Origin of the sequence: Xanthobacter sp., from assembly GCF_041911315.1 — a bacterium.
GTDB lineage: Bacteria > Pseudomonadota > Alphaproteobacteria > Rhizobiales > Xanthobacteraceae > Xanthobacter > Xanthobacter aminoxidans.
The window spans coordinates 27,454-39,777 of record NZ_JAYRPE010000034.1; the positions used below are offsets into that span (position 1 = coordinate 27,454).

A 12,324-nucleotide genomic window follows, 5' to 3' on the forward strand; every position below is an offset into this window, starting at 1 on the left:
CTCAGGAAAACACGCTCAGGTTCTTCGCGATGTCCTTGCCCGCATAGGGCGGGAAGACATCCAGCTCGACATCGGGATTGCCGATCAGCATGGCCTTGGTGTTGCTGAGCGCGTCGAAGCCGGCCTTGCCGTAATATTTGCCCATGCCGCTGTTGCCGACGCCGCCGAAGGGCAGGCTGTCGATCCAGCAATGCAGGTTGGTCTGGTTGATACAGCCGCCGCCGAAGGAGAGGCTTGCCAGAACCAGATCGATCGTCCCCTGGTCCTTGCTGAAGATATAAGCGGCGAGCGGCTTGGGCTTACGCTTGATGATGTCGATCGTCGCCTTCAGGTCGGAATAGACCAGCACCGGCAGGACGGGGCCGAACACCTCCTGTTGCAGAGCCGGGTCAGCCCAGTCGGAGGGATAGAGGATGGTGGGCTCGACATAGCGCGCCTCGACATCGAAGCGCCCGCCATGCACGACCTTCTCGGGCAGGATGTAGGAGGCGACCCGCTCCGCATCGTGCGCGCTGATCATCCGCGCGAAATCCGGGCTCCGGCTCGCATCGTCGCCATACATCTTCACGATTGACGCCCTGAGCTTGGCGATAAAGCTGTCGGCGACGCTTTCATGCACGCAGACATAGCCCGGCGCGATGCACCATTGGCCGGAGATCGCGTTGTGCCCCCAGGCTATGCGGTCGGCGGCGATGTCGAGATTGGCAGTGGCATCGACAATGGTCGGGTTCTGTCCGCCGAGTTCGAGCAGGACCGGCGTCAGATGCTCGGCGGCGGCGCGCATCACCACCTTGCCGACCGCCGATGAGCCTGTGAAGAAGATGAAGTCGAACGGCAGCTCCAGCAGCGCCGAGATCTGTTCGCGCCCGCCCGTGACGATGCTGACGTTCTCAGGCGCGAAGTAGCGCGGCACCAGATCCGCCAGCAGCGCTGCCGTGCGCGGCGTGGTGTTGGCGGGCTTGAGGATCACCGTGTTGCCGGCGGCGAGCGCGGCGATGGCCGGGTCGAGCAGCAGCAGGATCGGCGCGTTGAACGGCCCGATCACCAGCGTGACGCCGTAGGGCTCCTTGTAGATGGCGCCCCGATTGCCGGTCGCTTCGAGGCCATCCGGAATCTTCACCGGCTCCGGCGCCATCAGCGCCTTCAGGTTCTCGCGGTAATAACGGATCACGCCCATCGGCACTGTGATCTCGAACAGTTGCTCGAAGGGCGGCTTGCCGAAATCCTCGTGAAGCGCCGCGCAGAGCGCATCCTTGTTGTCGGTGAGCATCCGCTCCATGCGGTCGAGCTGGTCGATGCGCCATTCATGGCTCTTGGTTGCATCGCTCAGGAAATGTTCGCGCTGGGCGTCGAGCATGGACTGGAACGGATTGGTCATCGCGACATCCTTTCAATTTCCGACGTGAAGAGAAGCGCCCCGGCAATGGCAGGCCTGCCGGGGCGCCGCAGCTTCACTTCGTGGTGTAGCCGCCGTTGACGAGGATGGTCTGGCCGGTCATCCACCAACCGTCCGACACCATGAAGCGGATGTAGGGGACGATGTCCTCGATGTCGGTCAGGCCGGTCTTGGAGAACTTCGACAGGGCTGCCGCCGTCTTGTGATAGGCGACCGCATCCGCGCCCTCGGCCGGATAGAAGAACGGCGTGTCCATCGGGCCGGGGCCGATCGCCGTCACCGAGATGCCGCGCTCACCAAACTCCTTGGACGCCGCCCGCGTGAAATGCTCGACCGGCGCCTTGGTGCCGGCATAAGCGGCGTAGAAAGGCGTGAAAGCGCCGAGCAGCGAGGTGACCACGGTCAAGACCTTGCCATTGTCGTTGACGTGCTTGCCGGCCTCCTTAAGGAAGAAAAAAGCCGCCTTCGAATTGACCGCGGTCATCTCGTCATATTCGGCTTCCGAGATCTCGACCATCGGCTTCTTCAGCACCTTGCCGACGGTGTTGATGGCGATATCCGGTCGGCCGATCGCCGCGACGGCATCGGTGAACAGCTTCTCGGTCGCGCCAGCCGTCGTCAGGTTCGCCTGGAAGGCCACGGCCTCGGCTCCGGCCGCCTTCACCGCGGCGACAGTTGCGTCGGCATCGGCTTTGCTGGCTGCGCTGTTGTAGTGGATCGCGATCGCCTTTGCGCCGTGCGCGGCGAGATCGCGGGCGATCAGTCCGCCAAGATTCTTCGCCCCGCCGGCGATGATGACGGTTTTGCCTTTGATGCTGTGATCGGTCATGGGGCGGCCTCCTTTTGCCGGCTGCGCGACCTCATCGATGTCGGGGCCGCTTCCTGAAGACGACAATACCGTCTAGGATTGCACGATAAAGACGATCGTTCTGACATCACTTGTCAGAAAATCCGTGCAATTAGGGTGTCGACCACTTGGATCGCATAGACCTGTTCCGCATCTTCTCCCGCGTCGTCGAATGCGCGAGCTTTACCCGTGCCGCCGACACGCTCGGCATTCCTCGATCGTCCGTCTCGGCTGCGGTTCAGGAGCTGGAAGGCCGTGTCGGCGCGCGGCTGCTTCATCGCACCACGCGCAAAGTATCTCCGACCCAGGACGGAGCAGCCTTCTATGCGCGATGCCAGCAGGTTATCGCTGATGTCGAGGACACGGAGAACCTGTTCCGCCAGACGGCGGCACAGCCATCGGGCCGGATCAGGATCGACGTTCCCGGTCGGATCGGGCGGCTCATCATTGCCCCGGCGTTGCCTGAGTTCCTTGACCGCTATCCCCAGATCGACATCGATCTCGGCGTGACCGATCGGGCCGTCAACCTGGTCGAGGACAGCGTCGACTGCGTGCTGCGCGTCGGGCCGCTCAGCGATTCCGGCCTGATCGCGCGGCCGATCGGAAAGCTGCCGCTGATCAATGTTGCAAGCCCTGCCTATCTGAAGCGGAACGGAGCACCACAATCGCCGGATGACCTGGGCGACCATTGGGCCGTCAACTATGCGTCGCCCTCCAGCGGCCGGGTCGAGGATTGGGAGTGGGTCGAAGACGGTGCGGTGCGAACTCTGCCGCTGAGAGGCCGCGTCACCGTCAACAGTGCTGAGGCCTATATCGCCTGTTGTCTCGCCGGCCTCGGCCTGATCCAGATCCCGGCCTATGATGTGCGCCTCCATGTAGAGGCGGGCCAACTGGTCGAGATCATGCCGCGTTATCGTGCGGAATCCATGCCGATGACGTTGCTCTATCCGCATCGGCAGCACCTATCTCGCCGATTACAGGTGTTCGCCGACTGGCTCGAAGAGTTGCTGAGGCGCAAGCTTCAGGAAGAAGCGGTCACTGAGGTAAATGTCGACAGCGCATATGCGGGAATAGAGGGAAATCGGCGGCTAAACGGTTCTTTTAAATTGTAAAATTAGCCAATTTGGCGGACCGTGAACGATGATAACGGGCAATACTCCTACGCTATAGCCCTCTCGTGATGCACGCTGTGGGGACTGTCATCGCACGATCTCCCGCGATGTTAGGATGACCCAGCCGGGTTCGGGCAACATGAATTCACTAAGCGAAAGGTTGAAGAAGTCGGCGAGCACTTCGCTACGTATCCAAACTTCTGCTGATTTCAGGACAGCAAACTCCGGCGAACGAAAGTCATAGCCATTCAATGCTGTTAGCCGAGAAGCCGAGCAGATCGCGTACAGAAGGGTGTCGCGCCAACAGTCGGAGATTGCCAGCAAATGCCTGTCTTCAATGATCTTGGACTTTAGTTTGAACGAAGCGGCATCATTTTGAATCTTGTATTTAATTCGATCCCCGTTGACCCACCAATGTACCAAGACGCGCTGAAGCTGCTCATATCGACGGGATTGAAATATTGTGGGCGCATCAACAAGGTGAGCCGTAAGCGGCGACATCAACCAAATTCTGCGGTCTTCCTCTGACGGAGGCACCAGAAGCCGATCCGGTTCGATCTCCGGATCGAAGCATACATCTATTAGCGCTTGGTACGGTTCGAGGCCGCTTTCGCCGGAAAAGTGGACACGAAGCTTCAAAACTGGATCGATGAGAAAGCCCGGCAGGATTTCGACGAAATTGTCGTGGATTACCATGAGGTCTCCTTTTTCGATTACAGTCCCGCAAGTTGGTAAATATTCCGGCGTCTGCTTGCATATTCCGCCCCGAACCCCGGTTAGCCCCTTTGCCACCGTGTGCGCGTTCGCCTCTGAGATATACTGAGCCAATCGGGAACGGTCTTTCGCAATGCTGCCTTCTTAGCGGGCTATAGCGTGCAATCGGCGGTAGTCGACGGACCGTGAACGATGAAGACGGGCAATACGTTTGCGCTTTGGCCCTCTCCTGAAGCGGGGCCACACGGCGGCAGCCACTGGATTATGTCGCGAAAATCCATACTCTGCGACGGATTGAAAATCAGGCGCGAAATTCTCGCTTTAATCGGGATTTTCGCGACACCCCTCCACGTGATCGCGTTGTTAGACGAGAGGTGACGGAAGCTTCACGCCTGCCCGATACAATCGCTTGGAAGTAGAACGGCGGAGGTCACTGCATGAACCGGTTGGGAAAAGCGTTATTGATCCTAACCGCTTTTGCTGTGGCACTGGTCATGTGGTGGAAATTCAACTATCCGACCCATGCTTGGAAGCAGAAGTTGACGGTGACAGTGACGACTCCTAGGGGCGAGGTTTCCGGTTCTTCTGTCGTCGGTGTCTCCTGGCGCAAGAATCTCTTTTCGGGCGGCTGGGGCGGCGCGCTATTTCATCTAACGCTTCAAGGCGAGGCGACGGCTATTGACCTCGGCGGCGGACAGTTTTTGTTTGCGATCCTGGGCTACCAGCGTAGCGAGGAGCCGAACGATACCGGCATCATCCCACTAAAACTTCTCCGCCAAAGGCTTCCCGGCGAGAGTGTTGATGATTATTGGTCGCCCGATTCGTTCAAGCGGGTCCTGGCGGCGAGAGGTCGCGATCCGACCGTTCTACCGCAAAAGCTCTATCCGCGTTTCCTGCGCTTTCGCGATATCAACGATCCAACGACGGCCGAACTCGTCGATCCAGCCGACTTGGCGAAGAGTTTTGGTCCCGGCGTTGGACTCGCGCGCGTGACAATTGAAATTACCGATGACGCAGTGACGTGGGGCATAAGAAAAATCCTGCCATGGCTATCGCGACAGGTCGGATGGTTTCCGCTCAATGGGGCCGATATACCGCCCATCGGCCCCGCAAATCTGATCGACTTCGATACCCTTAGAAAATGACCTCAGCCATGCGCCGATCAGTAACCTATCCGGCATGGACGGGTTTCGAGTTGGCGTCCGAAATCGCCGCCTGTCGCGGAAATCCTGAATTAACTATTCGAGAAGGCCTCTGAAGCATGGCTCGTTTCTTGGTACCTAAGGACTCAGGACTGTACCACTACGGTTCCGACGCACTCGACGGCGACCCGGACAAGATTGCGTTCGAGGAGCCGGTGCCGGTCGAGTTGCAGTTATATCGTCCACAATCGGGGTTCGCGGGCGGAGCGCCAGTATCGAGTCAGCACATGCCGACAAAATTGCGCTTGAAAGGGCGCAAGAGGAAGATTCCTGATTTCTCCAATCAGTACCATATGTTCCTTGTCAATCAACGTTTCCTCGATGTGATTGAACGGTTTCAGAAGGAAATTCAAACTTTTCCGATTGAGTGCTTTTGGAGCGATGGGTCACCGGCCGGCTCTTACTTTTTCTTCTTTACGACCGTTCTGCTCGATGCTGTTGTCCGCGAGAAAACGACTGTGACGTGGATTACAGCAGGTCGAAGCGGGCTATGGGACCCGCAGCCAGGCGGGACATTCACCTTCGACAAGGCTCGCATGGGCGACACTCACATTTGGATGGACCCACACATGGCATGGAAATGGCCGCTGGTCTCCGAGGAGCTATTCGTGGCCTTGAAGCGGGCAGACATTCGCCTATTCGAGAATATGTCACTGCATCCCGAAATCTAGCGGGCCAACCCAATTAGAGTGTCTGTGCCTGTAGCCGGCGTTTTATTTCCAGCAACCGCTCCAACTCACGATTCAACGGTTCGAACCGTGTGAGTAGCTGTTCCTCCAATTCCTTTTGGCGGGTCGGATCACGCTCGTCTTTCAATGCCTCATTAAATTCGTTCGCAAGCACTGAAATCGCAGTTGCTACCTGAGAAGCAAGTAAGTGGAGCGTATCAATATCCGTTGGGTTACCTGACGCGAGTTCGCTGACCCATTCCAACGTGCCGGTCGCCCGCAAAACCATGCTCTCTCCTCCGATATTTGCTTCAGCGGCAATATAGCTCGCGCTCCTTTCTGATTTCGTAAGTCTTGCCTCTTGAGGCAGTTTGACCCGGAATCCGCTGCCGACGTCGCAAAAATCCTGACTTTTTGCCGGTATGGCGGCGAGCGCTGAAATCGCTCGATGATTCCTTTCGCAAAACTCGCTCGCAAAAGCTGGGGTTTTGCGAGTGACATTCGCGACCGATCGCGACCGATCGTGACCCTGGCGCAAGGCGTCACGGGGACCGCGAACGATGAAGGCGGGCAATTCGTTTACGCCATAGCCCTCTCGTGACTTGCGCCTGTCGGACCTTCGGATGCGCTTGAGACTTTGGGTCGGGGCGCTCAGTGCTTGGCTTCCATCCGTCGCGGAAATCCATATTCTGCGACGGAGCAAATATCAGGCGCAAAACCGATTCAAAACCCGGGACATTTGCGATCGAAATAATGTGTAGGGAAACTTATGGTCGAAATTGGGGTCGTTTGCAGGAGAGGGCGAAATCCTACGCTTGGCCGAAAAGGGCGATAAATCAACGGCCCGCAGCCAGTGCATCACAAACGACGGTTTGCGGTACAAGTCTGAAGTTTCCCGAAAAGAAGGGAATTCCTGTTTCAGAACCCGTGTCGCAATCAACGTTGCTCATACGCATGGTCGTTATCGTAGGATTTCGCCCTCTCCTGCAAACGACCCCAAAAAGACCTTAAAGGTATGGGGCTCAATCCTCGAGCGCGATCAGCTCCGCCACCGTCTGCCGCCGCCGGAGCAGGCGCGACACGTCGCCATCGACCAGCACCTCGGCCGCCAGCGGCCGCGTGTTGTAGTTCGAACTCATCGAGGCGCCGTAGGCCCCGGCGTCGTGGAACACCAGCAGGTCGCCGACTTCGGCCGGCGGCAGCGCGCGGGCTTGCACCACCCCGCCGGCGTCCTGCGTGAACACGTCGCCCGATTCGCACAGCGGGCCGGCGACCACGCTGAGTCGCGGCGCGTCCCGCCCGGCCGCGTCCGCGACGAGGCTGATCGCGTGGTGGCCGCCGTACATCGCGGGGCGCACCAAGTCGTTGAAGCCAGCGTCGCACAGCACGAAGTGGTTGCCGCCCATGTCCTTGACGGCGCGCACCTCGGCCAGCAGCGCGCCGGCCTCGGCGACGAGGAAGCTGCCGGGCTCGATTTCCAGGCGCAGCGGGTGGCCCAGCTCGTCGGCCAGGCGGCGGCGCGCGTCGTCCCACAGGTTGAAGTAGTGGTCGGTGTCGACGACGGCGTCGCCGGCGCGGTAGGGGACGGACAGCCCGCCGCCGGCCGAGATGGCACTGACGTCGTGGCCGCGCGCGACGACCTCGCGCACGTGCTGCACCATCGCATCGCACACCTGCGCCAGGTGGCCGTAGTCCACGCCCGAGCCGATGTGCATGTGCAGGCCCACCAGCCGCAGGCCGTGGCGGGCGACGGCCTCTAGCGCGGCCGGGATGTCGGCCGGCCAGATGCCGTGCTTGCTGTGCTCGCCGCCGGTGTTGGTCTTGCGGCTATGGCCGTGGCCGAAGCCGGGGTTGATGCGCAGCCACACGCGATGGCCGGCGGCGTGCTGGCCCAGGTGCGCGCCGAGCTGATCGAGCATCGCCACCGAGCCGGCGTTGACCGGGATGCCATGCGCGGCCACCAGCGCCAGCGTGGCGCGGTCGATCACGTCGGCGGTGAACACGATGCCGGCGTGTTCGTCGCGGGCATCGTAGCCGGCGTGCAGCGCGCGCTCGATCTCGCCGCCGGAGACCGCGTCCACCTGCACGCCCAGGCCCCGCATCAGCCGCAGCAGGTGCGTGTTGGAGCAGGCCTTCTGCGCGAAGCGCACGGTGTCGAACCGGCGCAGGCGCTCGACGCGGGCGCGGATGGTGCCGGCGTCGTAGACCCACAGCGGCGTCGCGTGCGCGGCGGCCAGCGCACGCAGGCGTTCGGGCGTGAAGGTGGCGGGGGCCGGGTGTTGCAGCGTCGTCATGGCGCCATGGTGCCCGCCGAAGCCATATCCGTCCAATGCTTTGATTTAGCAATCTCTTACGAATCTGATATGGTTGGCGAATGCTCTCTTCGCTAACCCACCGCCACGTCGAGGTCTTCCGCGCGGTGATGACCGCCGGCAGCGTCACCGGTGCGGCCGCGGCGCTGTCCACCTCGCAGCCCACCGTCAGCCGCGAGCTGTCGCGCATGGAGTCGCTGCTGCGCCTGGCGCTGTTCGACCGCGTGCGCGGGCGGCTGCAGCCCACGGCGCAGGCGTATGCGTTGTTCGAGGAGGTGCAGCGCTCCTACGCCGGGCTGGAGCGCGTGGCCGACACCGCGCTGCGGCTGCGCCAGTTCACGCAGGGGCAGTTGTCGCTAGCTTGCCTGCCGGCTTTTGCGCACGCCTTGCTGCCCGGCGCCTGCGCGCGTTTCCAGGCGGCGCACGCGGGCGTCAGCGTGTCGGTCAATCCGTACGAGTCGCCGCTGCTGGAAGAGCGCCTGGCGGCGCAGGGGCATGACCTGGGCGTGGCCGAGCACGACGGCACGCTGGCCGGCGCGCAGGCCTCGCTGCTGCTGGAACTCGACGAGGTGGCGGTGCTGCCTGCCGGCCATCCGCTGGCGGCGCGGCGCCGGCTGGCGGCCTCCGACTTCGCCGGCCATGCGTTCGTCAGCTTCCACCCGCGCGACCGCTACCGGCAAGGGGTGGACAAGGTGTTCGCCGAGGCCGGCGTCGACCGCCGGCTGGCGGTGGAGACCGACAACGCGGTGGCTGTCTGCGCGATGGTGCGCCACGGCTTGGGGCTGGCCATCGTCAACCCGCTGACCGCCCTGGCACTGGCGGGCGAGGGCGCGGGCATCGTGGCGCGGCCGCTGGCATTCCAGATTCCGTTCCGGGTGTTCGCGGTGCGGCCGGCGCATCGGCCGGGCAACCCGCTGGTAGCGCGCTTCCAGGTCGCGCTGGCGGCCGAATGCGCGGCGCTGGGCCAGGCGGTGGCGCGCGCATGGGGCGACGGTTCGCGCCGCGCTTCGCGGCGGCCGGCTTGACGGGCCCGCCGCGAAGAAGGCTTCAGCCGGCCTGGCGCGGGGTGCCGGTCATCACGTCGACCATGTAGACCTAGGACGCGCCGTCCAGCAGCGACAAGCCGGTCATGCCCAGCGTGCGCTCGGCGCTGCCCTGCACCAGTGCACGCAGCACTGCGGGCTGGTTCCGCCGCGCTCATGTGAAGACGCAGAGCTGCTACCGGATGCGCCTGCTTTTGACGCACCGACGCAACCTCAAGCGCAAGTTCCTCGATCTGGAGAACGCCATCCGCCATTCGCTGAAGGCGTTCGGGATCAGGCTCGGCGGCACGGGGCGCGCCAAGTTCGACGCGGCCGTGAGGGAAGCGGTCGCCGACGATCCGTTCACGGCCGACCTGATGGAGGCGATGCTGACGGCGCGCGCGGCGCTGTGGAAGGAATACTGCCGGCCACACGATCTCGTGGTGAAGATGGTGGCGCAAAGCGACGGATGCACTCTGTTGCGCTTGATCGCCTCGTGGTTCCGGGAAATTGCTCAGCACTGCGCACAGGATTGTTGATTGTTGTAGGGTCGGATCAACCAAGCAGCAGTCTCAAAAGAGCGAGCATATCGTCCTGAAGATCACCAGTCTTTTCGGTTCCGAGCGTCGTAAGCCCGATGAGGCCGCCATATAAGAGATGGGCGCTGGTTCTGCTGCGATCTTTTGGAAGGCCGCATTCCTCGAACAACTTGCCAAGGTATGCGATCCGCCGTCCATCCACGGACTTGAGTGCGGCCTCGGCATTGCTGTCGTGGCGCGCCCATTCCCGTATGGCGCCTTCGACGGCCTCTCCGCCATAGTTTGAGCTCCGTTCGCTCGTCGCCGCCATCATCAGCAGCCGCAACCGTTCCGCAGGCGCCTCTCTCGTCGCCTCGATCTCATTGATGATTTCTCGCGTTCCGCGCTCCGCCCAATGCTTCAGCATCTCGGCCTTCAGAGAAGGCACATCCTTGAAATGCCAGTAGAAGGATCCCTTGCTGACCTTGAGGTCGCGCGCTATCGCCTCGGCTCTGATGGCCTGCAGGCCGCCTGAGTTCAATGCGCGAAAAGCCGCCCTGATCCAGTCTTCCCCGGTGAGTGTTTCCTTGGATGCCATCGTCAAACCATACGCCACCGTATTGACTCGGAGCAAGCGATTACGTACATACGCCACCGTATGGAAAGCGATTGGGCACGAAAATGAAGGCAATGAATCTGTGGATACTTTTCTCAAGCATCCTGTCATTCGTCACAGCTGCCGCGCATGTCTTCGCGGGCGGCCCCGAAGTTCACGACACATTGCTGGCTGCTGATCTACCAATCATCCTGAAAACCTACGTCTCAGTCATCTGGCACGCGACGACAGCTATTCTTGTCATTAACAGCATCGCTCTGCTTACCGCGGCGTTTCGCTCCGACATCCGGAAGGCGATAATCTGGATCGTCGTCGGTCAATATGTTGCGTATGCCACGCTGTTCTTTGGCTACGGGCTCGGCTATCTCGGATCGCTGCTCGCGACGCCGCAGTGGAGCGCTTTCGTGCTGATTTCGGCCTTGGCGTTGATTGGGGTGAAAGTCCGCGCATGACAGCGGCGCCCTTACAAGGCCACGAATATTTATTGCTACGGGCCGTCACTTTGAAAGCGAGTGAATAATGGCAACTGCATTAGCATTGTTGATATTTATTACTCTTACAATCGTCGCCGCTCTTCACGCTTACTGGGCTTTCGGCGGCCTATGGCCCGGCCATGATGAACTCTCGCTGACGCGAATGGTTGTGGGGTCCAGGGGCATCACCAAAATGCCGTCACGAGGCCTAACCCTGATTGTAGCCCTCCTTATTTTAGTTGCCGGCCTCATTGCACTCGCGCAGGTCGCGATCCTTCCGGCCTTGCTGCCACCCTTGTTTCAACAGGCCGCAGTCGTTGGACTAGCGATCATCTTACTCGTTCGCGGAATCGCCAGCTTTACGCCCCCGTTGTGGCGCATGCAGGCCGAGGAGCCCTTCGCGACACTAGACCGCAACATCTATGCTCCACTATGCTTGGCTTTAGGGGCAGGCTTCATCACGCTGTTGCTCTTGTGAGTAAGGTCCGTGTTCTGTCTAGTCAGATACCGCAACCTCTCGGGTGCCGTACGCGCGGCAGAAGCGCCAACTCCGCTTCAGGTCGACAGGACAATGCGCCAAGCCCACTAGAATTGATTCCATCAAATAGCGGGACAGCGTTTTCGGCGACAAAAGATCGATTTTTAACCGCACCGTTTTTGTCAGTATGCACCTCGATTTGAACGAGGTGCACGAATGGCAAGATGGAAGAACGCCCGCGCTGTCTGCCATCGGTCACGCCCGATCCTGCGGCGGCTCCGGCTTGTCGTGCGCGTCCGCTGGACGTTCCGCTGCGAACGCCTCTTTCCCCTTTCCGGCCCAGAGCGTTTTGGCGCGCTCGGCGTCGTCGCTCTTGAGCTTGTCGGCCATCCAGATCAGCGCGCCGAGGATAGTGGCGCGGTCGTCGCCGGTCAGGTCCACAACGCCGGATTTGATGACGAGACCGCCAAGCTCGATCAGGTGTTTCGTGCGCTTGCGGCGCTCGACCTGCCATGTGCGCATGTCATGCCGCGCCCGTGCTGCCTGATGCCGGTTGCGCGCCGCCCGGTTGCGTCGGAGCCCCGCCAGCGTTGCGGTCAGGCGTTGATGCAGATCGCCGCGCCCGTCCCTGAAAGAACGCCGCGCCGCGCTTGGCCCATGCCTCCCTCCTTCCGGCCTCTTTGTTTTCGGCAATGGCGACCAGCGCGCCCGCCAGTTCCTCGGTGCTGAGGCTGTCCGCCCCGGTGGCGATCACCAGTTCGCCAAGCTGTTGCACCTTGCGCGTCTTGAGTTCTCTCGCCTTGTCCTCAAGCGCCTTCAGTTCGGAATCGTAGTCGCGTGGTTTACGCATGTATCGTCTCCATCGTCTTCGTCTGTTGCCGATGCAATGAAGATAATTGAGCGCGGCGCGGAATGCTGTAATGTTGCCGGTACGGCCTGACACGGCGCGGGTGGTCCCGAGAAATT

The 12,324-nt window shown here is 61.3% G+C and carries 14 protein-coding genes and 1 pseudogene; 7 read left to right on the forward strand and 8 right to left on the reverse strand.

Annotated elements, in window-relative coordinates:
* Position 1: 1 nt before the first annotated feature.
* Both ACE3QW_RS11120 and ACE3QW_RS11125 read right to left on the reverse strand, forming a co-directional pair.
* On the reverse strand, positions 2-1,378 hold the full coding sequence (locus tag ACE3QW_RS11120) for an aldehyde dehydrogenase family protein (RefSeq protein WP_374251562.1): 1,377 nt from the start codon (positions 1,376-1,378) through the stop codon (positions 2-4).
* A 73-nt stretch (positions 1,379-1,451) separates the two neighbouring features.
* Positions 1,452-2,225: an SDR family oxidoreductase gene (locus ACE3QW_RS11125; RefSeq protein ID WP_374251563.1), complete on the reverse strand. Its 774-nt coding sequence runs from the start codon at positions 2,223-2,225 to the stop codon at positions 1,452-1,454.
* 146 nt (positions 2,226-2,371) lie between these two features.
* On the opposite strand from ACE3QW_RS11125, the gene ACE3QW_RS11130 reads away from it, so the two are divergent.
* Entirely contained in the window at positions 2,372-3,355 is a 984-nt protein-coding gene (locus ACE3QW_RS11130; protein WP_374251564.1) for a LysR family transcriptional regulator, read from the forward strand.
* Between the two features lie 87 nt (positions 3,356-3,442).
* Here ACE3QW_RS11130 and ACE3QW_RS11135 read toward each other — a convergent pair whose 3' ends face one another.
* Entirely contained in the window at positions 3,443-4,051 is a 609-nt protein-coding gene (locus ACE3QW_RS11135) for a hypothetical protein (protein WP_374251565.1), read from the reverse strand.
* A 455-nt stretch (positions 4,052-4,506) separates the two neighbouring features.
* On the opposite strand from ACE3QW_RS11135, the gene ACE3QW_RS11140 reads away from it, so the two are divergent.
* Positions 4,507-5,214, forward strand: coding sequence for a hypothetical protein (locus tag ACE3QW_RS11140; protein WP_374251566.1), 708 nt, complete (start codon positions 4,507-4,509; stop codon positions 5,212-5,214).
* 116 nt (positions 5,215-5,330) lie between these two features.
* On the forward strand, positions 5,331-5,942 hold the full coding sequence (locus ACE3QW_RS11145) for an imm11 family protein (protein WP_374251567.1): 612 nt from the start codon (positions 5,331-5,333) through the stop codon (positions 5,940-5,942).
* Between the two features lie 13 nt (positions 5,943-5,955).
* Here the strand turns inward: ACE3QW_RS11145 and ACE3QW_RS11150 are convergent, their stop codons facing one another.
* Together ACE3QW_RS11150 and lysA are read right to left on the reverse strand one after the other, a co-directional pair.
* Complete coding sequence (locus ACE3QW_RS11150; protein ID WP_374251568.1) at positions 5,956-6,513, reverse strand: hypothetical protein; 558 nt, start codon at positions 6,511-6,513, stop codon at positions 5,956-5,958.
* 448 nt (positions 6,514-6,961) lie between these two features.
* Entirely contained in the window at positions 6,962-8,233 is a 1,272-nt protein-coding gene (lysA, locus tag ACE3QW_RS11155; protein ID WP_374251569.1) for a diaminopimelate decarboxylase, read from the reverse strand.
* 80 nt (positions 8,234-8,313) lie between these two features.
* Between lysA and ACE3QW_RS11160 the strand changes: the two genes are divergently transcribed.
* Together ACE3QW_RS11160 and ACE3QW_RS11165 are read left to right on the forward strand one after the other, a co-directional pair.
* Positions 8,314-9,276 (forward strand): LysR family transcriptional regulator, encoded by a 963-nt coding sequence (locus tag ACE3QW_RS11160; RefSeq protein WP_374251570.1) that lies wholly within the window; start codon positions 8,314-8,316, stop codon positions 9,274-9,276.
* A gap of 155 nt (positions 9,277-9,431) precedes the next feature.
* Positions 9,432-9,746 (forward strand): annotated as a pseudogene (locus ACE3QW_RS11165) (IS110 family transposase); the annotation flags it as partial.
* A gap of 82 nt (positions 9,747-9,828) precedes the next feature.
* On the opposite strand, the gene ACE3QW_RS11170 reads toward ACE3QW_RS11165, so the two are convergent.
* Positions 9,829-10,389, reverse strand: a complete 561-nt coding sequence (locus ACE3QW_RS11170; RefSeq protein ID WP_374251571.1) for a TetR/AcrR family transcriptional regulator — start codon at positions 10,387-10,389, stop codon at positions 9,829-9,831.
* 71 nt (positions 10,390-10,460) lie between these two features.
* Between ACE3QW_RS11170 and ACE3QW_RS11175 the strand changes: the two genes are divergently transcribed.
* Positions 10,461-10,859 (forward strand): hypothetical protein, encoded by a 399-nt coding sequence (locus tag ACE3QW_RS11175; RefSeq protein WP_374251572.1) that lies wholly within the window; start codon positions 10,461-10,463, stop codon positions 10,857-10,859.
* A 67-nt stretch (positions 10,860-10,926) separates the two neighbouring features.
* Positions 10,927-11,358: a DUF3995 domain-containing protein gene (locus ACE3QW_RS11180; protein WP_374251573.1), complete on the forward strand. Its 432-nt coding sequence runs from the start codon at positions 10,927-10,929 to the stop codon at positions 11,356-11,358.
* 255 nt (positions 11,359-11,613) lie between these two features.
* On the opposite strand, the gene ACE3QW_RS11185 is transcribed toward ACE3QW_RS11180, so the two are convergent.
* Both ACE3QW_RS11185 and ACE3QW_RS11190 read right to left on the reverse strand, forming a co-directional pair.
* Entirely contained in the window at positions 11,614-11,880 is a 267-nt protein-coding gene (locus ACE3QW_RS11185) for a conjugal transfer protein TraD (protein ID WP_374251574.1), read from the reverse strand.
* Between the two features lies 1 nt (position 11,881).
* Positions 11,882-12,208: a conjugal transfer protein TraD gene (locus ACE3QW_RS11190; RefSeq protein WP_374251575.1), complete on the reverse strand. Its 327-nt coding sequence runs from the start codon at positions 12,206-12,208 to the stop codon at positions 11,882-11,884.
* Positions 12,209-12,324: the final 116 nt, after the last annotated feature.

What these genes read in the sequence shown, in the direction of transcription:
- ACE3QW_RS11120 (WP_374251562.1), bottom strand. Translation starts at nt 1,378, where the DNA reads ATGACCAATCCGTTCCAGTCCATGCTCGACGCCCAGCGCGAACATTTC.
- lysA (WP_374251569.1), bottom strand. Translation starts at nt 8,233, where the DNA reads ATGACGACGCTGCAACACCCGGCCCCCGCCACCTTCACGCCCGAACGC.
- ACE3QW_RS11180 (WP_374251573.1), top strand. Translation starts at nt 10,927, where the DNA reads ATGGCAACTGCATTAGCATTGTTGATATTTATTACTCTTACAATCGTC.
- ACE3QW_RS11140 (WP_374251566.1), top strand. Translation starts at nt 4,507, where the DNA reads ATGAACCGGTTGGGAAAAGCGTTATTGATCCTAACCGCTTTTGCTGTG.
- ACE3QW_RS11185 (WP_374251574.1), bottom strand. Translation starts at nt 11,880, where the DNA reads ATGCGCACATGGCAGGTCGAGCGCCGCAAGCGCACGAAACACCTGATC.
- ACE3QW_RS11190 (WP_374251575.1), bottom strand. Translation starts at nt 12,208, where the DNA reads ATGCGTAAACCACGCGACTACGATTCCGAACTGAAGGCGCTTGAGGAC.
- ACE3QW_RS11160 (WP_374251570.1), top strand. Translation starts at nt 8,314, where the DNA reads ATGCTCTCTTCGCTAACCCACCGCCACGTCGAGGTCTTCCGCGCGGTG.
- ACE3QW_RS11125 (WP_374251563.1), bottom strand. Translation starts at nt 2,225, where the DNA reads ATGACCGATCACAGCATCAAAGGCAAAACCGTCATCATCGCCGGCGGG.
- ACE3QW_RS11135 (WP_374251565.1), bottom strand. Translation starts at nt 4,051, where the DNA reads ATGGTAATCCACGACAATTTCGTCGAAATCCTGCCGGGCTTTCTCATC.
- ACE3QW_RS11170 (WP_374251571.1), bottom strand. Translation starts at nt 10,389, where the DNA reads ATGGCATCCAAGGAAACACTCACCGGGGAAGACTGGATCAGGGCGGCT.
- ACE3QW_RS11145 (WP_374251567.1), top strand. Translation starts at nt 5,331, where the DNA reads ATGGCTCGTTTCTTGGTACCTAAGGACTCAGGACTGTACCACTACGGT.